This window comes from Streptomyces sp. NPDC028308 (assembly GCF_055565855.1).
Window position 1 is genome coordinate 40294 of sequence record NZ_JBVHTO010000010.1, and the last position, 21999, is coordinate 62292.

Sequence of the window (21999 nt, forward strand, 5' to 3'; positions counted from 1 at the left end):
GCCCGCCTCAGCTGTCCAGTTCGGAGATCTTCGCCGTGGACGGCTCGCGCCGGGACTGCGCGGCGCGGGCCGTGAAGTCGGCGTTGCGCAGCACCCGTTGGACGTTGCCCCAGGTGAGCAGGGCGATGTCGGACTCGGGCCAGCCGCGGTCCAGCAGCTCCGCCACCAGGCGCGGGTAGCAGGAGGTGTCGGCGAGGCCGCGTGGGTGCGCCGCCCCCGTGTCGTACGTCCCCGAGAGGCCGACGCACTCGGGTCCCGCGAGCGCGCGCACGTGGTCGAGGTGGTCGGCCACGTCCGCCACCGAGGGGCCTGTCTGCTCGGCCGTCAGCGGTACCAGGCACAGTCCGTGGGCCGCCCCCAGCTCGGTCAGCACGTCGTCGGGCAGGTTGGCCGGGTGGGGGCGCAGCGAGCGGGCCGCGGACCGGACGAAGACCACCGGCGCCTTGGAGACCGCGAAGGCGCGGCGGACCGTGGCGTCGGAGGCGCCGGAGAGGTCCGGGAGCACGCCCAGGCGGTTCATCTCGCGGACCACCTCCTCGCCGAAGCGGGTCAGGCCCGTCCCGCTCGCCCAGCTGGTGCCCGTGAGCGTCAGGAAGCGCAGCCCGAGGCCGCGCAGCGCCCGCAGGATGCCCAGGGAGTCGCCGAGCGCGGGGGCGCCCGCGGGGCCGAGCAGCACGGCGATGCGGCCGCAGTATCGGGCGTCGGTGATCTGGCCCGCGCTGTACGCGAGGCGCAGGCCCTCGGGGTGCGCCTGCACCACCGTCTTCACCAGGTCGATCTGGTCGAGGGTCGCGCCGACGGCCCGGTCGCCGGCCAGCCCCTCGGGCAGGTGCAGCGACCAGAACAGCGCGCCCACGTGCCCCGCCCGCAGCCGCGGCACATCCGTGTCCAGGGCGCTCTCGCCCAGCTCCAGGTCGTACCAGGGCAGGTGGCGCAGCGCCCAGGGCAGACCCGTGTAGCCGTCGGCGACGGGGTGCTCGGCGAGCAGGGTGTGGGCCCGCTCCAGCACGTCGGGGGAGACGGCGGGCTCCTCCTCGGCGTGCCGTTGCGGCGCGGTCGCGGGCAGCGCGACGGGCCGGTCGAGTCCGCCCACCTCGGCGGTGCTGTGCAGGTCGTCCTGGAGGTCTGCCATGGCCGGCTCCGTACGTCAGCGTGATCGCAGTACGGTCACCGTCGCACGGAGGCCCCCGGGCTTCTCGGTGGATGGGGCGTTCGGGGGTACGGGCCCCCGAACGCCACGGGACCGCTCAGCAGTCCAGCTGCTCCAGGGTGGCGTTCGACGGGCCGCGGCTCGCCCGCAGGTCGCGGGACACGTCCTCGGCCGCGCCCAGCACCCGTACCGCGTTCTGCCAGGTCAGCTTGGCGAGGTCGGCGCGGGACCAGCCGCGGTCCAGCAGCTCCGCCACGAGGTTCGGGTAGCCGGAGACGTCGTCCAGGCCCTGGGGCGTGAACGCCGTGCCGTCGTAGTCGCCGCCGATGCCGAGGTGGTCGACGCCGGCGACCTCGCGCATGTGGTCCAGGTGGTCGGCGACCGCGGAGACAGTGGCGACGGGGCGCGGGTTCGTCTCCTCGAAGGCGCGGTGGACCTGCATGGCCTCGGCGGTGGTGTCGAGGTGGTGGAAGCCGTGCGCGCGCATGTTCTCGTCCGCCGCGGCCGTCCAGTCGACGGCCGCCTGGAGGACGAACTTCGGCACGAACGTCACCATCGCCACTCCCCCGTTGGCGGGCAGCCGCTCCAGGACGTCGTCCGGGATGTTGCGCGGGTGGTCGCACACCGCGCGGGCGGAGGAGTGGGAGAAGATCACCGGCGCGACGCTGGTGTCGAGCGCGTCGCGCATCGTCGTCGCCGCCACGTGCGAGAGGTCCACGAGCATGCCCTCGCGGTTCATCTCCCGGACCACCTCGCGGCCGAACGCGGACAGACCGCCGACGCGCGGCACGTCCGTCGCCGAGTCGGCCCAGGCGATGTTGTCATTGTGCGTGAGGGTCATGTACCGCACGCCCAGCGCGTACAACTGCCGCAGCGCGCCGAGGGAGTTGTCGATGGAGTGCCCGCCCTCGGCCCCCATCAGGGAGGCGATACGGCCCTCCTCGCGCGCCGCCTCCAGGTCCGCGGCGGTCAGCGCGGCCCGCAGGTCGGCCGGGTGACGGTCGATCAGCTGCCGTACGCAGTCGATCTGTTCGAGGGTCGCCGTCAGCGCGCCCGGCAGGTCCGAGCGCACGTACACCGACCAGTACTGGGCGCCGACCCCGCCCGCGCGCAGCCGCGCCAGGTCGGTGTGCAGGTGGGCGCTCTGGTCGGCGGCGATGTCGCGGGCGCCGAGGTCGTAGCGGACCTGCTCGCGCAGGGCCCACGGGAGGTCGTTGTGCCCGTCGACCACGGGGAAGTCGGCGAGCAGTTCGCGGGCGAGGTCCAGGGAGGACATCCGCGTCACTTCCCGAACCCGAAGCCGCCGCCCGCGCCTTCGACCTTGGTGCGCAGCCGCTTGCCCTTCTCGGTGGCCTGGTCGTTCAGCTCCTGCTGGAACTCCCGCATCCGGGCGAGCAGTTCCTCGTCGTGCGCGGCGAGGATGCGGGCGGCCAGCAGGCCGGCGTTGCGCGCGCCCCCGACGGAGACGGTCGCGACGGGGACGCCGGCGGGCATCTGCACGATGGACAGCAGCGAGTCCATGCCGTCGAGGTACTTGAGCGGCACCGGGACCCCGATGACGGGCAGCGGGGTGACCGAGGCCAGCATGCCGGGCAGGTGGGCGGCGCCGCCCGCGCCCGCGATGATCGCCTTGAGGCCGCGCTCCGCGGCGTGCTCGCCGTACGTGATCATCTCGCGCGGCATGCGGTGCGCGGAGACGACGTCCACCTCGTAGGGGATCTCGAACTCGTCGAGGGCCTTCGCGGCGGCCTCCATGACGGGCCAGTCGGAGTCGGACCCCATGACGATGCCGACCACGGGCGACTGCGGGGACGTGCTCATTCGGTGATCGTGCCTCTCAGATAGCCGGCTGCGTGCCGGGCGCGATCGAGGACGTCGTCCAGGTCGTCGCCGTAGGTGTTGACGTGGCCCACCTTGCGGCCGGGCTTCACGTCCTTGCCGTACATGTGGATCTTGAGCTTGGGGTCCCGGGCCATGCAGTGCAGGTACGCGGAGTACATGTCGGGGTAGTCGCCGCCCAGGACGTTGACCATGACGGTCCACGGGGCGCGCGGGCGCGGGTCGCCGAGCGGCAGGTCGAGCACGGCGCGGACGTGGTTGGCGAACTGGGAGGTGATCGCGCCGTCCTGGGTCCAGTGGCCCGAGTTGTGCGGGCGCATCGCCAGTTCGTTGACCAGGATGCGGCCGTCGCGGGTCTCGAACAGCTCCACCGCGAGGTGCCCGACGACGCCGAGCCGCTGCGCGATGCGCAGGGCCAGCTCCTCGGCCTCCAGGGCGAGGGCCTCCGGGATGCCGGGGGCGGGCGCGATCACCGTGTCGCAGACGCCGTCGACCTGCTGGGACTCCACGACGGGGTAGGCGACCGCCTGGCCGTGCGGCGAGCGCACCACGTTGGCCGCGAGCTCGCGCACGAAGTCGACCTTCTCCTCGGCGAGGACCGGGACGCCGGCACGGAAGGGCGCGGCGGCCTCCTCGGCGGAGCGCACGAACCAGACCCCCTTGCCGTCGTAGCCGCCGCGGACCGTCTTGAGGATCACGGGGAACCCGTCGCCCTCGGCGGCGAACCGGGCGACGTCCTCGACGTCGCTCACGATCCGGTGCCGGGGGCAGGGCACGCCGATCTCGGTGAGCTTCGCGCGCATCACGCCCTTGTCCTGGGCGTGCACGAGTGCGTCGGGGCCCGGGCGGACGGGGATGCCGTCCGCCTCCAGGGCCCGCAGATGCTCGGTGGGTACGTGTTCGTGATCGAAGGTGATCACGTCGCAGCCCCGCGCGAAGTCACGCAGCGTGTCGAGGTCGCGGTAGTCGCCGACGACGACATCACCCACCACCTGCGCCGCTGAGTCCTGCGGGGTGTCACTGAGGAGCTTGAACCTGATGCCGAGCGGGATGCCCGCCTCGTGTGTCATACGAGCGAGCTGACCCCCGCCGACCATGCCGACTACCGGGAACGTCACGCTCCAAGAGTATCGGCCACGCCGGAGCGGCCGGATCTGGTCCCTCCCCGACCCCCCTCCGAAGGGGTGCGAGGGCCGGTCTTTGCCCGCGTGTCCGCCCGTACACGGGCGCCGCCGGGGGCCGCTGGTTAGCATGGCTGGGTCGACGTATCCGAGGTACGCATCCGAACGACGGGGGCTGGCGACACGATGGGCAGTGGTTCCACGGACCTGCGAGCGCCCCGCAGCGCGGTGCGCGAGCGGTTCGACCGGCTCCTACGCGAGGTCGCCAAGTTCGGGGCCGTGGGCGCCCTGGGCACCGTGGTCAACTTCGGCGTCTCGAATCTGCTGTGGCACACCACCGACCTCCAGGCCGTCCGGGCGAACGTGATCGCCACGGTCGTCGCCATCGCCTGCAACTACGTGGGTTTCCGCTACTTCACCTACCGTGACCGCGACAAGAGCGCCCGGACGAAGGAGCTCACGCTCTTCCTGGCGTTCAGCATGGTGGGCCTGGTCATCGAGAACGGCGTGCTCTACGCGGCGATCTACGGCTTCGGCTGGGACAGCCCGGTGCAGCGCAACGTCTTCAAGGTCCTCGGCATCGGCATCGCGACGATGTTCCGGTTCTGGTCGTACCGCACGATGGTGTTCCGCTCGCTCCCGGTGAGCGAGCCGGTGCCGGGCGCGGAATCGATTCTCGGGTCCCGGCCGGAACAGGCCGGACGGCCCGCCCAGCGCGTGCCCTGATCCCGCCGGGCGGGCGTTCGTCGCACGAGCCCGCCCGTCAGCGGACCGTCGGCTCCTGCTCCCCCTCCGCGGGCCGCTTCAGCGGCGTACGGGACAGGAACAGGCCGAAGACCGGGGGCTGGGCCTGGAGCATCTCCAGCCGGCCGCCGTCGGCCTCCGCGAGGTCGCGGGCGACGGCCAGGCCGATGCCCGTGGAGTTGCGGCCGCTGATCGTGCGCTCGAAGATGCGGGCGCCCAGGTCGGCGGGGACGCCCGGACCCTCGTCGGTGATCTCCACGACGGCCTGGTTGCCGGTGACGCGGGTGCGCAGGGCGACGGTGCCGCCGCCGTGCATGAGGGAGTTCTCGATGAGGGCGGCGAGGACCTGCGCGACCGCGCCCGGGGTGCCGACCGCCCGCAGGTGCCGCTTGCCGGAGCTGACGATGGCGCGGCCCGCGCTGCGGTAGGCGGGACGCCACTCGGCGAGCTGCTGGAGGATGACCTCGTCGAGGTCGAAGGAGACGGCGGAGCCGGTGCGCGGGTCGCGCGCGTTGGTCAGCAGCCGCTCCACGACGTCGGTGAGCCGCTCGACCTGGGTCAGCGCGATGGTCGCCTCCTCCTTCACCGTGTCCGGGTCGTCGGTGAGGGTGATCTCCTCCAGCCGCATGGACAGGGCCGTCAGCGGCGTACGGAGCTGGTGGGAGGCGTCGGCGGCCAGTCTGCGCTCGGCCGTCAGCATGCGGGCGATGCGCTCGGCGGAGGAGTCCAGGACGTCGGCGACGCGGTCCAGCTCCGGGACGCCGTAGCGCTTGTGGCGGGGGCGGGGGTCGCCCGAGCCGAGCCGTTCCGCCGTCTCCGCGAGGTCGGTGAGCGGGGAGGCGAGGCGGTTGGCCTGCCGTACCGCGAGCAGGACGGCGGCGATCACGGCGAGCAGCGCGACCGCGGCGATGATCATGAGGGTCCGGCCGACCTCGCGGGTGACCGAGGAACGCGGCTCCTCGACCGTGACCGTCTCGCCCTCCTCGCCGGTGGCCTTGGCGTGGATGACGTCGCCGGTGAGCGGTTCGCCGATCTCGATGGGCGCCTGCCCGGGGACGCGGATCACGGCGTAGCGGCCCTCGGCGACCTGGTCCCTGAGGATGTCGCCGCTGATCCGCTCGTCGCCGAGGATGCGGCTGTCCACGATGCTGGCGAGGCGCAGTGCCTCGGAGTCCACCCGTTCCTGGGCGCTGTTGCTGATGGTCCGGGTCTCGACGATGACGAGGGACACACCGAAGACGGCGATCACCACGAGTACGACGGCGAGCGTGGACTGGATGAGTCGTCGGCGCATGACCTGTCACCTGGGGAGCGGAGGGGCTGGGGCCGGCCCGTGCGGACAAGGGTCCCGTGGGGCCTGTCGGGCGGATCGGGCCGACCCGGGCGACAGGCCTAGGTCGCGGACACGGCCTAGCTCTTCTCGAAGCGGAAGCCCACGCCCCGCACCGTCGCGATGTAGCGGGGGTTCGCCGCGTCGTCCCCCAGCTTCTTGCGGAGCCAGGAGATGTGCATGTCGAGGGTCTTGGTGGAGGACCACCAGGTGGTGTCCCAGACCTCGCGCATCAGCTGGTCGCGGGTGACGACCCGGCCCGCGTCCCGGACGAGGACCCGCAGGAGGTCGAACTCCTTGGCGGTGAGCTGGAGTTCCTCGTCACCCATCCACGCGCGGTGCGACTCGACGTCGATCCGCACGCCGTGGGTGGCGGGCGGCTGCTGGGGCTCGGCGGCGCCGCGCCGGAGCAGGGCCCGGACCCGGGCCAGCAGCTCGGCCAGCCGGAACGGCTTGGTGACGTAGTCGTCGGCGCCCGCGTCCAGGCCGACGACGGTGTCCACCTCGTCGGCGCGCGCGGTCAGGATGAGGATCGGGATGGTCTGGCCCTCGGCGCGCAGCCGCCTGGCCACCTCCAGGCCGTCCATGCCGGGCAGTCCGAGGTCCAGCACGACCAGGTCGACGCCGCCCTGGATGCCGGCGTCGAGCGCGGTGGGTCCGTCCTCGCGCACCTCCACCTCGTAACCCTCGCGGCGCAGGGCGCGGGCCAGCGGCTCCGAGATGGACGCGTCGTCCTCGGCGAGCAGTACACGGGTCATGGGCTGATGGTAGTCCGCCCCGGACGGGAGCCGGGGGGTGATCCGCAGGCGTGATTCTTACCTTCGTCCGGCGGGGCCGCGGCCCGTCTCCGGAGGCCGGTCCGCCGCGCGCTGTGACGCAAGTCGCCTGCGGCTGTGGGATGCGATCCTGGTGAAGACCTTCGAATAAACGTCTGCGGTTCCTTTCTTACCTGTGATCCATGTCTCAAGTCCTTCCATATGCCGCATTCACATGTCGTATGGTGACCAGACGCCTGTAGCACCACACGGGGACCTTTGGCGGGAGTTCGATGCTGAAGGTCTCTTTTGTGTGCGGGCTGGTGTTCGCCAGCCTTGAAAGGAATGACCTGTGGCCGGGCCCCGAGCGCATCGACGCGCGAAGGGGCGTGGATCCCGGTGGTCGTCGTCCACCGCTTCGTGACCCGGAGCGGACTCCCCTGGGCGTGGGGGCGGACGGTCGAGTCCCGCCGGTGCCGGCCGCCCCCCACCGGGCGCGCTCCCGCCCCCTGGTACCCGGCCGCGTCCGGGCCCGGGGGACCCCCCGTGCGGCACGCCCCGACCAGCAAGGAACGACCATGGCGTCCAGCCTGACGAAGGACTCGGTCACTCCGGGCACCCCCGGTTCCGAGAAGTCCTTCTTCGGCCACCCCCGCGGACTGGCCACTCTCTTCATGACCGAGATGTGGGAGCGTTTCTCCTACTACGGCATGAGGGCACTGCTCCCGCTGTACCTCGTCGCTCCCGGCGGCCTGCACCTCAGCGCGGCGACCGCGACCGCGATCTACTCGGTCTACCTGTCGCTGGTGTACCTGCTCGCCCTGCCGGGCGGCTGGTTCGCCGACCGTGTCCTCGGACCGCGCAAGACCGTCGCCGTCGCCGGCGCGGTCATCATGCTCGGCCACCTCACCCTGGCCCTGCCGAACTCCGGCACCTTCTACGCGGGCCTCGGTCTGGTCGCGATCGGCTCCGGCCTGCTCAAGGCCAACATCTCCACGATGGTCGGCCACCTCTACGACGGCCCGGACGACCCGCGCCGCGACGGTGGCTTCACCCTCTTCTACGTGGGCATCAACCTCGGCGCCTTCGCCGCGCCGCTGATCATCGGCACCATCGGTGAGAACGTCAACTGGCACCTGGGCTTCGCGCTCGCCGCGCTCGGCATGGCGCTGGGCCTGATCCAGTTCCTGCTCGGCAGCCGCCACCTGAGCGCGCGGTCCGACGTCGTCCCGACGCCGCTGTCCGCCGAGGAGAAGGCCGCAACGCTCCGCAAGTCCGCGATGTGGGCGGGCGTCGCCGTGGTGTTCTACGCGATCGTCGGCTTCTCCGGCCACTACACGCTGAACTGGCTGCTGGTCCCGATCACGGTCGCCGGTCTGCTGATCCCGGTCATGGTCATCGCGCGCATCAAGCGCGACAAGGAGCTGGACCGCGTCGAGCAGTCGAAGATGTCGGCGTACATCTGGTTCTTCGTCGCCGCCGCCGTGTTCTGGATGATCTACGACCAGGGCGGTTCGACGCTGTCGCTGTTCGCCGACACCTCCGCGGACAACAGCGTCTTCGGCTGGGAGTTCCCGGTCTCCTGGTACCAGTCGGTCAACCCGGTCATGATCATGGCCCTCGCGCCGGTGTTCGCCTGGCTGTGGCTGGCGCTGAACCGGCGCGGCAAGGAGCCGAGCACCGCGGTGAAGTTCGCCTCGGGCCTGATCCTCATCGGCGCGTCCTTCTTCCTCTTCCTGGCTCCCCTGACGATCGCCGAGGGCGGTCACAAGGCGGCCGCGCTGTGGCTGGTCGCGATCTACTTCGTGCAGACCGTCGGTGAGCTGACGGTCTCCCCCGTCGGCCTCTCGCTGACGACGAAGATGGCGCCCGCGAAGTACGCCTCGCAGATGATGGGCGTCTGGTTCCTGGCCGTCACCGCCGGTGACGCCACGACCGGTCTGCTCTCCATCGCCGGGGTCGACCTGAACAAGATGGGCATCGTGACCCTGGAGGCCACGCTCGCCGCGGTCGCCGGATTCGCGGTGTGGATGTACCGCAAGAAGGTCAAGGAGCTGATGGGCGACGTCCGCTGACGCGCCCGCGGCCCGTGCGCTGACGCACGGCGACGGAGGGCCGCCGCACCGATCAGGTGCGGCGGCCCTCCGTCGTGTGCGGGCCCTTCGTCGTGTGCGGGGCCCTTAGCCGTGTGCGGGGCCCCTCGCCGTGCACGGGCGAGTTTTCGCGGGTGCCGGGCCGGTCAGTGCGGCCGGCGGTGGGGCATGAACGTGAAGACCGCCCCGCCGAGCAGGAACACCGTCCCCGCGACCAGCCCGAGGGCCTTCAGGGCGCCGTGGGCCTCGGCGCCCGTCTCCGCGAGGCCGCCGCCGGACGCCGCAGCGCCGTTCGCGGTGCCGCCGCCCGCCGTACCGCCCGCCGCCGAGCCGCCGCCCGAGGCGCCGCTCGCCTGCTCCGTGGTGTCGAGGGTCAGGGAGACGGCCGTCTGCACCGGGGTGCAGGTGGTCGTCGTACCGAGGGCCCGCACGGTCAGCACGCCCGGCGAGAGGGTCGACTTCCCGCTCGCGCCCGGCTTGTAGGTGCCCGTCAGGTCGGGGACCTCGATCGGGTCGCCCGCCTTGATCGCCGAGGCGTTGGCCGGGCCCTCGACGTGCACCGTGCCCTTGTCCGCGCCGCCCAGGACGACCTCCATCGACGGCTTCACCGAGCCGGCGGGGATGTCGGCCGGGCTGTCCATCACGGACTTCCCGAACCGGACGGTGAGTCCGAAGCTCCCGCCGTCCTTCTTCGCGTCGATCCGCACGGGCGACGTCGCGTCCTTGTCGCCGATGGGGGTCTTGCAGGCGTAGGGGACGGACACCTCCTTGCCGGGGAAGTCGGTCTGCCCGCCGCCTCCGGTGGAGCCGCCCGTGCCACTGCCGCCCGTGCCCCCGGGACCGGTGGCACTGGCCGACGGCGTGCCCGTGGGCGGGGTCGCCGTGGGCTGTCCGCCCGTCGTGCCGCCCGGACTCCCACCGCCCGCCGTCACCTTGATGGTCGCCGCGGACTTCACGGTCTCCTTCGGCGTGCACTTCGTGTCGGTCGACAGCGGCTTGCTGACGTTGATGGTGTACGCGTCGGGTGTGAGCGTCACCTCGCCCGCGGTGGTCAGCTTCAGCCTTCCCGTCATCTGGGACAGCTTCATGTCGCTGTTCTTGGGGATCGCCGGGTTGGTGCGCGGCCCCTCCATCGCGACGGCCGCCGTCTGCGCGCCCGCCGCCTTGAGGGTGCCCGTCGGCTTGACCGTGTCCTTGTCGAGGTCGAGGACGTCCGGGTTCCTGGACGCGGCCTGGACGAACGTCCAGGTGACCGTCACCTCGTCGCCGACCTTCGCCTCGGCCGGGGCGGTGATCTCCGCCTTCGTCGTGCCCTGGACCGGGGGCAGCCCCGAGAGGGCGGGCGGCACGCACTCGGTCGCGTACGCCACCTCGGCGGCCTGGGCCGGGGCCGCGGCGACTCCCAGCAGCATGCCCGCGCCGCCGAGCATCAGCGCGACTCCGGCCGCGCCGGCTCTCCGTCTCCTGCTCACGTGTTCCCTCTCCTCGTCGGGGTCGTCGGACCGTTCTCGTGCGGTGCGGAGAGCTGAGGGGCCGCCGGGGTCCCCGGATCGGTGTCCGGCGTGAACCACGGCAGCGCCGGGGGCGCCGGGGCCGCCGGGGCCGCCGGGGATCCAGATGCCGGTTTCGCGGACCGTGACCCGGACCGGCCCGGCCCCGGTGCGCGCGGGGCCCGTTCGGGCAGGCGCAGTCCGCGGTGCCGGCCGCCGCGCCCGGAGGTCCGGCGGGGCCGCACCCGGTCCACGACCGCCATGCCGGCGCGGAAGACGGCCGCCGGCACGACGACGCACACCAGGATCCAGAAGAGGGTCACTCCCCAAGGCCGGCCGACGCCCAACGGCTGCTCCGCCAGCACCCGGCCGCCGTACTTCAGCGAGACCGTGTAGTCGCCGTGCGCCCCGGCGGGCAGCTCCACCGGCAGGGAGACGCGCGCCTTGCGGCCCGGCGCGATCGTGCCGCGCCACTGCTGTTCCTCCCACCGCGGCGCGAACACGCCGTGCGCGGTGCCGACCTGGAAGACGGGGTTCCTGACCGGGGTCGTCCCGGTGTTGCCGACGGTGAACACCAGCCGGCGCGAGGGCGGTGAGCCGAACCAGGTCAGCAGCGTGCCGGAGCCGTCGAGTCGGGTGTCCGTCAGCACGGAGAGCCGACCGCCCGCCGCCTCCTCCGGCAGCGGCTCGACCGAGTGGCCGGCGACCACGAGGACGGCGTCCGCCGCGGCCTTCGGGCCCGTGACGGTGGCGACGTGCACCACGCACGGGCACGGCCTCGGCGGTTCGACGACCGGGAGCCCGCGCTCGAAGCGGCCCCCGGCGTCGGTGGTGACGGCCCGGCCGTCCGCGTTGGCACAGGAGTTGGTGCCGCCGACCACTCCCCGCGACGGCACGGACTGGCCGCAGATCAGGATCATCAGCAGCCGCTTCGCACCCCAGTCGCTGCCCGAGACGGTGATCGAACCCCCCGCGCCCGCCTGGGACTTGGAGAGTCCGACGGACGGCCGGTCCGCCGCGACCGCGACCGGCCCGGACAGTGGGACCCATACGAACGCGAGGACGGCCAACAGCGCCGGAATGCGCACCTTCACGTCACCGCTCCCGTCAACTCGGCTTCCCTGCGGGCGTCTTGGGGCGCGCCGTCCGCCGTACGAGTGCGCCGCCGCCGTACGGCGACCAGGGCGGCGACGACCGCGAGGGCGCCCGCGGCCGCGCCCACCGCACGCCAGGGCACGAAGCGCGCGGACGCGGACGCCGTGCCGCGCGCGCCACCCCGCGCCGTCACCGTCAGCCGCACCTCGACGGCGTCGAGCGCCGGAGTCCCCGTCCACGGCTCGCTGAGGGTGATCCGGCGACCGGGCGGCAGCTCGACGGGCAGGGTGCGCGGCGGACGGTCGAGGAGGGCGCCGAGGAGTCCGTCGGCGTGCACGGCGAGCCGCGGAGTGAGCACGGTGGTACCGCGGTTGACGACTTCGTACGAGATCCGGCCGGGGCGCACCGCGACGTGCTCGACGGTCAGCGCGGACAGCGCGGGACCGCCGACCCGCAGCCGGATCCGGACCGCCGAGGACCGGCCGCCGCCGGTGGCGCGGATCGTACCGGTCCGGTCGCCGGGCGCCGCGTCCGCCGGGACGCTCACCGTGAAGGGCACCTCGGCGCGGGTGTGCGCGGGGACCCGCACCGACACCGCGCCGACCGGGACCCGCCGCCCGCCGCGCGTCCCCGCGAAGCCGATCCAGGCACCGGCGTCCCGCGCCCGCTCGCCCCCGGTGCCGCCCGTGCCGTCGGTGGTCGCCCCGCGCAGCCGCACGGTGACCGGCCCGCCGCCCGGGTTCCGCACGGAGACGGCGTCCTGGAGGACCGTGCCGGGCTCGCCCTCCGCGTAGACGTACGGCCGCCCCTGCGGCGTGCTCGCGGACGGCACGACGGACCAGCCGTCCCCGGCCACGGCGCCGGGCGCGGCGGCCGCGAGCAGCAGACCGGCGAGACACAGCACACGCACGGCGCTGGGGGCGTACGGCATCGGCGGCTCCCGTGGGCAGGGGCGGCGCGGCGGGGTCCCCCGGGCTCCGGGGGCCCTCGCCGGGGTGGGATGGGGCGTCCGGCGGGTCCGCTCGCGGCGGGCTCAGCGGCGCGCCGTCTGCTGCCTGCGGGTCAGCCACAGCGTGCCCGCGGCGCCCGCGAGCAGCACCGTGCCGCCGAGGGTGCCGAGGGCGACCGCGGAGTCCCCGGGGCCGGTCTGCGGGAGCCCGGCGTCGGAGCCGGAGCCCGTCCGCGCCTGGTCGGCGGGCGCTCCGCCGCCGCCCGCCGCCGTGACGTCGAGGGTCAGCGAGGGCTTCGGGTTGTTCGAGGGGGTGCACGTCGTGGTGGTGCCGAGCGCCTTGATGGTGAGCACGCCCGCGGTGAAGGTGACCTTGCCGCTCTTCTTCGGGGTGTACGTGCCCGACAGATCAGTGATCTTGATCGGCGTGTCGGCGGGGATGGCTGCCGGGTTGGCGGGGCCGGTCACTGCGACGGTGCCGCTGTCGGCGCCGCCCACCTTGATGACGGCACTGGGGTTCATGGCGCCCTTGCCCAGCTCCACGGGGCTGGAGGAGACGCCCTTCTGGAAGGACATGGTGAGCTTGTAGCCGGCGCCGCTCTTGACGCTCTTGATGTCGATGGGCGAGACGGCGCTCTTGTCGCCGATCGGCGTCTTGCACTGGTAGTCGACGTCCACCACGTCGGCCAGGGCGGCGGGGGCGGCCATCAGCACCGCCGAGCCGGCCAGGGCCGCGGTGAACGCGAGCGCGGCGGTCCGTTTCTGGTACGTCCGGTAGGACACCTCGAGTCCCCTCGTCGCCGGAGTTTTCTGACGGCACATCAGATCGGGCGCTCAAAGTACGCCCGGGGTCTCACGGAGGGAAGACAAAGTGCGCCCCGGATCCGGAGGAGATGCGGTGCGCGGAGGTGAGGAGCGGAGGGGGCTGCGAACCGGGGGTAACCCGAGGTGGGGATCGAAGGTGGCGCGGAGGCGGGGTGGCGGGGTGCGGTGGGGGCGCGTTCGCGCGGGCGGGCCTGCGGTGTCCTCACGCAGGTGGCCGCGGCTGCGTGGTCACGGGAACGCGGTCGTGCGGCCGGGCCAGGCGGCCGGACGGCGCGCGCGGGCCTGCCGCGCGCGGGGGTGCGGTCACGGGGGCCGGCTCACCTGGACGGGGGTCGGCCCGGCGGGCTCACGCGGGTGCGCCGAGCTCCGCCCAGACCGTCTTGCCGGCGACGCCGGGGGCGCGTACGACTCCCCAGTCCAGACAGAGCCGCTGCACGATGAACATGCCGTGGCCGCCGGGACGGCCGGCGCGGTGCGGGGTGCGCGGGGCGGGCTGGCCCGTGCCGCGGTCGGAGACCTCGATGCGCAGCACCTTGTTGTCGCACGAGATGAGGAGCTGGTCCGGCCCCTCGGCGTGCAGACAGGCGTTGGTGACCAGCTCGGAGACCACCAGCAGGACGTCCTCGGCGGCGGCGCGCTGGTCGGCGCCGTCGGCCGGCAGCCAGCCCCAGGCGTAGAGCGCCTGACGGGCGAAGTCCCGCGCCAGGGGCACGACTCCGCTCTCGCCCTCGAAGTCCAGTCTGCGGACCCTACGGGCGGCGGCGGGCACGGTCGCGCCCTGCTCGGGGGGCGCGGTCGCACCCGGTTCGGAGGCCCCGGAAGCGCCGCCGGTACCCGACTCCGGGCCGCGGTCGCCCGGCGGACAAGGCCGGGTGGTGCTCATCAGCGCTTCACCTCACCGATTCACCAGTTCGTGATTCAAGACTCAGTACGTTTGGATCTGCGGCGCAGTCGCCGGTTGAGCTGCCGACATGTGCGGGTGCCGACTTGTTCAGGATGTCTCCTGCCCGACCGAACCGTCCGAACACCCACTTGTTCGACACGGAACGTGTGACTCGGACAACGCGCCGGTCACACGGGGCCCCCGGCACGTGATCCGTCCGCCGGGTGGTCGGCCTACTCGGCCAGTGCCGCGTCCAGCGTCTCGTGGACGGTGAAGACGGCCTCCGCCCCGGTGATCTCGAAGACCCTCGCCACCACCGGCAGCATTCCCGCGAGATGGACCCCACCCCCAGCAGCCTCGGCCTTCAGCCGCGCACCGAGCAGCACGTTGAGCCCGGTGGAATCACAGAACTCGAGGCGTGAGCAGTCCACGACCAGCCGGGCGAAGCCCTTGGCCAGACATTCCTCGAGTGGCTCACGCAACAGATCGGCGGTGTGGTGATCCAACTCACCCGCCGGGGTCACGACGGCACTCGTGCCCTCTTCTCGCACTTCGACAAGAAGCCGGCCCGACTGTGCGCTGCCGACCGTCCCGCGGTCCATGCCGTCTCTCTCCCGACCGTCGTTGCTGTTGCCCGATGCTCACGAACCCTACGCCCTCCCTGCGCACCTTGGCACCCGAACAACCCCGCCAAAAAGGACATTTCACAAGGAAGCGCACTTGCGGTGGCGTCGCGAAACCGGGTAGGGCTAGTAGGGACACCTAATCGACACGGCCGGCTTTGGAGGCGCCGCACACCGCAGTGCACGTACAGGCATCGGCGGCCATATGCCGAGAACGATGGAGGACATCATGTCACCCCGGCTCGACGAATCGCATACCCAGAAGGCGACGTCGACACTCCCTCCGGACAGTCTGACGGGCGGGTCTCTCGCCGCCTCACCGCGCGAGGCCGACGGGCTCGCCGGCCTTCCGGAGATCCCTCCGTACGCAGAGGTGGGGCCGGTTGACGCACGGGCCCTGTCCAAGACTCTCTTCGAGCGGCTGGAGTCCCTCGAGGAAGGCACGTACGAGTACTCGTACGTCCGCAACACCCTGGTCGAACTCAACCTCGCACTGGTCAAGTTCGCCGCCTCCCGCTTCCGCTCCCGCAGTGAGCCGATGGAGGACATCATCCAGGTCGGCACCATCGGCCTGATCAAGGCGATCGACCGCTTCGAACTGAGTCGTGGCGTCGAGTTCCCGACTTTCGCGATGCCAACCATCGTCGGTGAGATCAAGCGGTTCTTCCGCGACACCAGCTGGTCGGTGCGCGTGCCGCGCAGGCTCCAGGAGCTCCGTCTCGACCTGGCCAAGGCGGGCGACGAACTCGCCCAGCAGCTCGACCGCGCCCCCACGGTGGGCGAGCTGGCGGAACGCCTCGGCATCACCAAGGACGAGGTCGTCGAGGGCATGGCCGCCTCGAACGCGTACACGGCCAGTTCGCTGGACGCCCAGCCCGAGGAGGACGACTCCGAGGGCGCGCTCGCGGACCGCATCGGCTACGAGGACCACGGGCTCGAAGGCATCGAGTACGTCGAGTCCCTGAAGCCGCTGATCGCGGAACTCCCCTCCCGGGACCGCAAGATCCTGTCCCTGCGCTTCGTCGCCGGCCTGACGCAGTCGGAGATCGGCGAGGAGCTCGGCATCTCCCAGATGCACGTCTCCCGGCTGCTGTCGCGGACCCTGGTCCGCCTGCGGAAGGGACTGACGGTCGAGGAGTGACCGCCCGAAGTCGTCGGCCGCGCCCGGATCCCCGCGAGGGGACCGGGCGCGGTTTCGTCTGTCCCTTGCTCCGGTCTCCGCCGGTCGTGGTGCCGGCGCTCGTGAGACACCTCACGCCGGGTGCGACGGACGGGGCGGGTGAGACACCTCACGCCGGGCGTGGCGCAGGGTGCGCGTGAGACACCTCACGCCGGGCACGACCGTCCATGCGACCCGGCACGCGTCGGGAAGTGCCCTCGTAGCCGGAAGGCGTGAGGTGCCCTCACGAGGCCCCGGGGCGGGCTTGGACGGGTCTGGCGGCCCCGTGGGCCCCCGAAGCCGCGGAGGCGCCTCCGGGACGCCTCCGGACGGCGCCGCGGCGCTGGCCTCGGCCGCCCCTTGCCTCAGACCTCGCGGACTCCGCGCCGCCACACCTGCGACACCAGCGGGACCCCGGGCCGGTAGGCCAGGTGGACGTGGCTCGGCGCGTCGAGCAGGGCCAGGTCGGCGTACGCGCCCGGGGTGAGGCGGCCGATGTCGTCCCGGCGCAGGGCCGCGGCGCCGCCGGCCGTGGCCGACCAGAGGGCCTCGTCCGGGGTCATCCCCATGTCCCGTACGGCCAGGGCGATGCAGAAGGGGACCGAGGACGTGAAGGACGAGCCCGGGTTGCAGTCGGTGGAGAGGGCGACCGTCGCGCCCGCGTCCAGGAGGCGGCGGGCGTCCGGCCACGCGGCGCGGGTGGAGAACTCGGCGCCGGGCAGCAGGGTGGCCACGGTCGCGCTGCCGGCCAGGGCGTCGATGTCGGCGTCCGTGAGGTGCGTGCAGTGGTCCGCGGACGCGGCGTCGAGCTCCACCGCGAGCTGGACCCCGGGGCCGTACGTCAGCTGGTTGGCGTGGACGCGGGGGTGCAGGCCCTTCGCCCGGCCCGCCGTGAGGATGGCGCGGGCCTGGTCGCCGTCGAAGGCGCCCTTCTCGCAGAAGACGTCGATCCAGCGGGCGTGCGGCGCGCAGGCGTCGAGCATCTCGCCGGTGACGAGGGCGACGTAGGCGGCGGGGTCGTCCGCGTAGTCGGGCGAGACGATGTGCGCGCCCAGGTAGGTCACCTCGTCGGTGTGGCGGGAGGCGATCCGCAGGGCCCGGGACTCGTCCTCGACGGTGAGGCCGTAGCCGGACTTGGTCTCGAAGGTCGTGGTGCCCTGGCGGAGCGCCTCGCGCAGATGGCGGACGAGGTTGCGCTCCAGGTCCTCGTCGCTCGCGGCCCGGGTCGCGGCGACCGTCGTGCGGATGCCGCCGGCGCTGTAGGCGCGGCCGGACATGCGGGCGTTGAACTCCTCGGTGCGGTCGCCCGCGAAGACGAGATGCGAGTGGGAGTCCACGAAGCCCGGGATCACCGCCCGTCCCCCGGCGTCGACCCGGTTGTCAGTGGCGGGTGCTTGTCTTGACTCACCGATCCACGCGACGCGGTCGCCGTCGATGACGACGGCCGCGTCGTGGATCAGACCGAGGGGGGATCCGTCACCGAGGGAGGGGTCGTTGGTGACAAGACGGGCGATGTCGGTGATGACGGTCGTGCTGCTCATGGCGTCCTCGTGGGCCTTGTCGGCGGTGTGGGCGGCGGTGGCTGCGGTGTCGGCCGGGGTCAGGCGCGCAGCGCCTCGACGGCGTCCGCGAGCGCTGACGGCACGTCGGGTACGAGGGTGTGCGCCCCGTCGCGCACGACGTGCCGGCCGGCCACGACCGTGTGGCGCACGTCGGCCGCCGTCCCGGCGAATACGGCGGTCTCGGCGCCGAGCCGCGGCAGCGGTCCGGCCGTCCTGACGGTGTCGAGCGCGATCGTCGTGAAGTCGGCGAGCGCGCCGGCCTCCAGGCTGCCCGCCTCGTCCCAGCCGAGGGCCGCGTGGCCGTCCGCCGAGGCGGCCCGCAGCAGCGCGGCGGCCGTCCAGTGGCCGCGGGTGCGGGTGCGCAGCCGCTCGTTCAGCTCCATGGCGCGGGCCTCTTCGAGCAGGTCGATCACGGCGTGGCTGTCGGAGCCGAGCGACAGCGGCGAGCCCGCCTGCTGGAGGGCGACGGCCGGGCCGATGCCGTCGGCCAGGTCCCGTTCGGTCGTCGGGCACATGCAGGTGCCGGTCCCCGAGCCGCCGAGCAGGGCGATGTCCTCGTCCGTGAGGTGCGTGCTGTGGACGCCGGTCGTGCGGGGCCCGAGGACCCCGTGGTCGGCGAGCAGCCGGGTGGGCGTGCGGCCGTGGGCCTCCCGGCAGGCGTCGTTCTCCGCCGTCTGCTCGGACAGGTGGACGTGGAGGGGGGCCCGGCGCTCCTCGGCCCAGCGGGCCACCGTCGCCAGCTGCTCCGCGGGCACCGCCCGTACGGAGTGCACGGCGGCACCGATCCGTGCGTGGTCCCGGTCCTTGAGAACTGCACAGCGTTGCGCCCAGGCCTCGGCCGTGCCGTCGGAGAAGCGCAGCTGGTGGCGGTTGGGAGGCTGCCCGAAGCCGGCCGAGAGGTAGGCGGTGTCGAGGAGGGTGATGCGGATGCCGGCCTCGGCGGCGGCGGCGATCAGCGCCTCGCCCATGGCGTTGGGGTCGGCGTAGGGGGTGCCGCCGGGGGCGTGGTGCACGTAGTGGAACTCGCCGACGGCCGTGATCCCGGCGAGCGCCATCTCGGCGTACACGGCGCGGGCGAGCGCGTGGTAGGTGTCCGGGGTCAGCCGGTCGGCGACGGAGTACATGACCTCGCGCCAGGTCCAGAAGGTGCCGGAGCCGACCTGGACGGTGCCGCGCAGGGCCCGGTGGAAGGCGTGCGAGTGGGCGTTCGCGAGGCCGGGCAGGGTGAGGCCGCGCAGGATCTCGGCGCCGGGCGGCGGGGTGGCGGTCTCCGTGCGCAGGGCGGTGATCCGCCCGTCGGCGACCTCGACGGTGACGCCCGGCTCGACGTGGGTGTCGAGCCAGGCGTGCTCCAGCCAGTACGTCTGCGTCACCTGCGGGCCAGCCCTTCGAGTACGTCGGCGAGTGCGGTCACCCCGGCCTCGCAGTCGTCCTCGGCGGCGTACTCGGCCGGGGAGTGCGAGACACCGGTGGGGTTGCGCACGAACAGCATGGCGGTCGGGATCCTCCCGGAGAGGATTCCCGCGTCGTGTCCCGCGCCGGTCCCGAGGACGGGGACCGCGAGGTGCGCGTCGCGGTCCCGGCCCAGGATGCGGGCGAGCTCGTCGCGCAGGGCGTGCTCGAACTCGACGACGGGCGTGAAGGACTCGCGGACGACGTCGAGGTCGACGCCGTGGGCGTCCGCGTACTCGCGGGCTGCCTTCTCGACGCCGGTGACGACGGTGTCGAGGGCCGTCTGGTCGGCGGCGCGGGAGTCGAGCCAGCCGCGGACCAGGGACGGGATGGCGTTCACCCCGTTCGGCTCCACGGCGATCTTGCCGAACGTGGCGACGGCGCCCGCGAGTTCGGCCTCGCGGCGGGCCGCGAGCACCGTCTGCGCGTAGGGCAGCATCGGGTCCCGGCGGTCCGTCAGCCGGGTGGTGCCCGCGTGGTTGGCCTCGCCCCGGAAGTCGAAGCGCCAGCGGCCGTGCGGCCAGATGGCGCTGGCGATGCCCACCCGGTCGCCGCTCAGGTCGAGGGCGCGGCCCTGCTCGACGTGCAGTTCGACGAAGGCGCCGATGCGGGCGAGCCGCTCGGGGTCCGGGCCGATGGCGTCCGGGTCGTACCCGGCCCGCTCCATGGCCTGCGGCAGGGTGACGCCGTCCGCGTCGGTGAGGCGGTGCGCCTGCTCGACGGTGAGCTCGCCCGCGGTGAGGCGGGAGCCGACGCAGGCGAGGCCGAAGCGGGCGCCCTCCTCGTCGCCGAAGTTGACGACGGCGACGGGCCTCGCGAACTCCGTTCCCCTCCTGCGGAGTTCGTCCAGCGCTGCGAAGGACGAGACGACCCCGAGGGGGCCGTCGAAGGCGCCGCCGTCTGGCACCGAGTCCAGGTGCGAGCCCGTGACGACGGCGTCCCCGGCGGCGGGGTCACCGAGCCAGGCCCACTGGTTGCCGTTGCGGTCCAGCTCGTAGGTGAGGCCGCGGGCCTCGGCCTGGGCGCGGAACCAGGCGCGGCAGTCGGCGTCGGCACCGGTCCAGGCGAACCTGTGGTACCCGCCGGAGGCGGAGCTGCGGCCGACCGGCAGCAGCTCCGCCCACATGCTGTGGAAGGTCACGCCTGGTCACCCTCACGCATCGGGACCCGCACACCGCGCTCGTCGGCGGCGGTCTCGGCGATGTCGTAGCCGGCGTCGACGTGCCGGATGACGCCCATGCCGGGGTCGTTGGTGAGCACGCGCCGCAGCTTCTCGCCTGCGAGCTTCGTGCCGTCGGCGACGGAGACCTGGCCGGCGTGGATGGAGCGGCCCATGCCGACGCCGCCGCCGTGGTGGATGGAGACCCAGGAGGCGCCCGAGGCGACGTTGACCATGGCGTTCAGCAGCGGCCAGTCGGCGATCGCGTCGGAGCCGTCGAGCATGGCCTCGGTCTCGCGGTACGGGGAGGCGACGGAGCCGGAGTCGAGGTGGTCGCGGCCGATGGCCAGCGGTGCGGCCAGCTCGCCGGAGGCCACCATGTCGTTGAAGCGCTCGCCCGCCTTGTCGCGCTCGCCGTAGCCGAGCCAGCAGATGCGGGCGGGCAGGCCCTGGAAGTGGACGCGCTCGCCGGCCATCTTGATCCAGCGGTGCAGCGACTCGTTCTCCGGGAAGAGCTCCAGCATCGCCTTGTCGGTCTTGGCGATGTCGGACGCCTCACCGGACAGGGCCGCCCAGCGGAAGGGGCCCTTGCCCTCGCAGAACAGCGGGCGGATGTAGGCGGGGACGAAGCCGGGGAAGGCGAACGCCCGGTCGTAGCCGGCCAGCCGGGCCTCGCCGCGGATGGAGTTGCCGTAGTCGAAGACCTCGGCGCCGGCGTCCATGAAGCCGACCATGGCCTCGACGTGCCGGGCCATCGACTCGCGGGCGCGGGTGGTGAAGCCGGCCGGGTCCTTCGCCGCCGCGGCGGCCATGTCGTCGAAGTCGACGCCGGAGGGCAGGTAGGACAGCGGGTCGTGGGCCGAGGTCTGGTCGGTGACGATGTCGACGGGGGCGCCCTCGGCGAGCATGCGGGGCAGCAGGTCGGCCGCGTTGCCGAGCAGGCCGATGGAGAGCGGGCGGCGGGCGTCGCGGGCCTCGGTGGCGAGCTGGAGGGCGTGCTCCAGGGAGTCGGCCTTCACGTCGAGGTAGCGGTGCTCGATGCGGCGCTCGATGGCGCGCGGGTCGCAGTCGATGCAGATCGCGACGCCGTCGTTCATCGTGACGGCGAGCGGCTGGGCGCCGCCCATGCCGCCGAGCCCGGCGGTCAGGGTGATGGTGCCCGCGAGGGTGCCGCCGAACTTCTTGGCCGCGACGGCCGCGAAGGTCTCGTAGGTGCCCTGGAGGATGCCCTGGGTGCCGATGTAGATCCACGAGCCGGCCGTCATCTGGCCGTACATGGTCAGGCCGAGCTGTTCGAGGCGGCGGAACTCCTCCCAGTTGGCCCAGTCGCCGACCAGGTTGGAGTTGGCGATGAGGACGCGCGGGGCCCACTCGTGGGTCTGCATGACGCCGACGGGGCGGCCGGACTGGACGAGCATGGTCTCGTCCTGCTTGAGGGTCCGCAGGGTGCGCACCATGGCGTCGAAGGAGCGCCAGTCGCGGGCGGCCTTGCCGGTGCCGCCGTAGACGACGAGCTTGTCGGGGTGCTCGGCGACCTCGGGGTCGAGGTTGTTCTGCAGCATGCGCAGGGCGGCTTCCTGCTGCCATCCCAGGGCGCTCAGTTCCGTACCGCGCGGCGCTCGGACGGGGCGGGGTCCTGACATGGTCTGCCTCCTGGGATGGACTGCCGCACGCGGGCCGCGGCATGCCGGTTGTTGCAGTGGTTATTCACATCCTGGACTCATGAATAGAGCTAGTCAATACGTTGGTACGTCAGCGCGGGCGCGCCGT

Annotated in this window: 19 protein-coding genes; 3 read left to right on the plus strand and 16 right to left on the minus strand. The window is 73.0% G+C overall.

What is annotated here, in order from left to right:
* Positions 1-7: 7 nt before the first annotated feature.
* The 4 genes from ACZ4VA_RS23265 to ACZ4VA_RS23280 all read right to left on the minus strand — a co-directional run bounded on the left by ACZ4VA_RS23265 (position 8) and on the right by ACZ4VA_RS23280 (position 4107).
* The gene (locus ACZ4VA_RS23265) at positions 8-1132 is read right to left on the minus strand and encodes a dipeptidase (protein ID WP_356173061.1); all 1125 of its coding nucleotides are present in this window, start codon (positions 1130-1132) and stop codon (positions 8-10) included.
* A gap of 115 nt (positions 1133-1247) precedes the next feature.
* Entirely contained in the window at positions 1248-2426 is a 1179-nt protein-coding gene (locus tag ACZ4VA_RS23270) for a dipeptidase (protein WP_388907179.1), read from the minus strand.
* A 5-nt stretch (positions 2427-2431) separates the two neighbouring features.
* On the minus strand, positions 2432-2971 hold the full coding sequence (purE, locus tag ACZ4VA_RS23275) for a 5-(carboxyamino)imidazole ribonucleotide mutase (RefSeq protein WP_355785588.1): 540 nt from the start codon (positions 2969-2971) through the stop codon (positions 2432-2434).
* The gene (locus ACZ4VA_RS23280; RefSeq protein WP_355785585.1) at positions 2968-4107 is read right to left on the minus strand and encodes a 5-(carboxyamino)imidazole ribonucleotide synthase; all 1140 of its coding nucleotides are present in this window, start codon (positions 4105-4107) and stop codon (positions 2968-2970) included. The genes purE and ACZ4VA_RS23280 overlap by 4 nt, the downstream gene beginning before the upstream one ends.
* Before the next feature lie 189 nt (positions 4108-4296).
* Between ACZ4VA_RS23280 and ACZ4VA_RS23285 the strand changes: the two genes are divergently transcribed.
* The gene (locus ACZ4VA_RS23285) at positions 4297-4836 is read left to right on the plus strand and encodes a GtrA family protein (RefSeq protein WP_355785582.1); all 540 of its coding nucleotides are present in this window, start codon (positions 4297-4299) and stop codon (positions 4834-4836) included.
* Positions 4837-4873: 37 nt separating this feature from the next.
* Here the strand turns inward: ACZ4VA_RS23285 and ACZ4VA_RS23290 are convergent, their stop codons facing one another.
* Both ACZ4VA_RS23290 and ACZ4VA_RS23295 read right to left on the minus strand, forming a co-directional pair.
* A complete protein-coding gene (locus tag ACZ4VA_RS23290) occupies positions 4874-6148 on the minus strand; it encodes an ATP-binding protein (protein ID WP_355785579.1) in 1275 nt (424 codons plus the stop codon).
* Between the two features lie 116 nt (positions 6149-6264).
* On the minus strand, positions 6265-6942 hold the full coding sequence (locus ACZ4VA_RS23295) for a response regulator transcription factor (RefSeq protein ID WP_355785576.1): 678 nt from the start codon (positions 6940-6942) through the stop codon (positions 6265-6267).
* A gap of 575 nt (positions 6943-7517) precedes the next feature.
* Between ACZ4VA_RS23295 and ACZ4VA_RS23300 the strand changes: the two genes are divergently transcribed.
* Complete coding sequence (locus ACZ4VA_RS23300; protein WP_355785574.1) at positions 7518-9014, plus strand: oligopeptide:H+ symporter; 1497 nt, start codon at positions 7518-7520, stop codon at positions 9012-9014.
* Between the two features lie 164 nt (positions 9015-9178).
* On the opposite strand, the gene ACZ4VA_RS23305 is transcribed toward ACZ4VA_RS23300, so the two are convergent.
* The 6 genes from ACZ4VA_RS23305 to ACZ4VA_RS23330 all read right to left on the minus strand — a co-directional run bounded on the left by ACZ4VA_RS23305 (position 9179) and on the right by ACZ4VA_RS23330 (position 14876).
* Positions 9179-10462 carry a hypothetical protein gene (locus ACZ4VA_RS23305; RefSeq protein ID WP_468082546.1) on the minus strand — a complete coding sequence of 428 codons (1284 nt, stop codon included), beginning with the start codon at positions 10460-10462 and terminating at the stop codon, positions 9179-9181.
* A gap of 38 nt (positions 10463-10500) precedes the next feature.
* Positions 10501-11616, minus strand: a complete 1116-nt coding sequence (locus ACZ4VA_RS23310) for a hypothetical protein (protein ID WP_468082457.1) — start codon at positions 11614-11616, stop codon at positions 10501-10503.
* A complete protein-coding gene (locus tag ACZ4VA_RS23315) occupies positions 11613-12548 on the minus strand; it encodes a COG1470 family protein (protein ID WP_468082458.1) in 936 nt (311 codons plus the stop codon). Before ACZ4VA_RS23315 ends, ACZ4VA_RS23310 begins: the two co-directional genes overlap by 4 nt.
* Before the next feature lie 102 nt (positions 12549-12650).
* Complete coding sequence (locus ACZ4VA_RS23320; protein ID WP_388907169.1) at positions 12651-13388, minus strand: LPXTG cell wall anchor domain-containing protein; 738 nt, start codon at positions 13386-13388, stop codon at positions 12651-12653.
* Positions 13389-13737: 349 nt separating this feature from the next.
* A complete protein-coding gene (locus ACZ4VA_RS23325; RefSeq protein ID WP_356173041.1) occupies positions 13738-14274 on the minus strand; it encodes an ATP-binding protein in 537 nt (178 codons plus the stop codon).
* Between the two features lie 233 nt (positions 14275-14507).
* Positions 14508-14876, minus strand: a complete 369-nt coding sequence (locus ACZ4VA_RS23330) for an STAS domain-containing protein (protein WP_355792397.1) — start codon at positions 14874-14876, stop codon at positions 14508-14510.
* Positions 14877-15114: 238 nt separating this feature from the next.
* On the opposite strand from ACZ4VA_RS23330, the gene ACZ4VA_RS23335 reads away from it, so the two are divergent.
* A complete protein-coding gene (locus ACZ4VA_RS23335) occupies positions 15115-16038 on the plus strand; it encodes an RNA polymerase sigma factor SigF (protein WP_355792394.1) in 924 nt (307 codons plus the stop codon).
* Positions 16039-16421: 383 nt separating this feature from the next.
* Here the strand turns inward: ACZ4VA_RS23335 and hutI are convergent, their stop codons facing one another.
* Genes hutI through hutU form a run of 4 tightly spaced genes read right to left on the minus strand, consistent with a single transcriptional unit; the run spans position 16422 to position 21872 of the window.
* Positions 16422-17597: an imidazolonepropionase gene (gene hutI / locus ACZ4VA_RS23340; protein ID WP_356173037.1), complete on the minus strand. Its 1176-nt coding sequence runs from the start codon at positions 17595-17597 to the stop codon at positions 16422-16424.
* 59 nt (positions 17598-17656) lie between these two features.
* Positions 17657-18991, minus strand: a complete 1335-nt coding sequence (locus tag ACZ4VA_RS23345) for a formimidoylglutamate deiminase (RefSeq protein WP_389390768.1) — start codon at positions 18989-18991, stop codon at positions 17657-17659.
* A complete protein-coding gene (locus ACZ4VA_RS23350) occupies positions 18988-20211 on the minus strand; it encodes an allantoate amidohydrolase (RefSeq protein WP_468082459.1) in 1224 nt (407 codons plus the stop codon). Before ACZ4VA_RS23350 ends, ACZ4VA_RS23345 begins: the two co-directional genes overlap by 4 nt.
* Entirely contained in the window at positions 20208-21872 is a 1665-nt protein-coding gene (gene hutU, locus ACZ4VA_RS23355; RefSeq protein ID WP_355784139.1) for a urocanate hydratase, read from the minus strand. Before hutU ends, ACZ4VA_RS23350 begins: the two co-directional genes overlap by 4 nt.
* Positions 21873-21999: the final 127 nt, after the last annotated feature.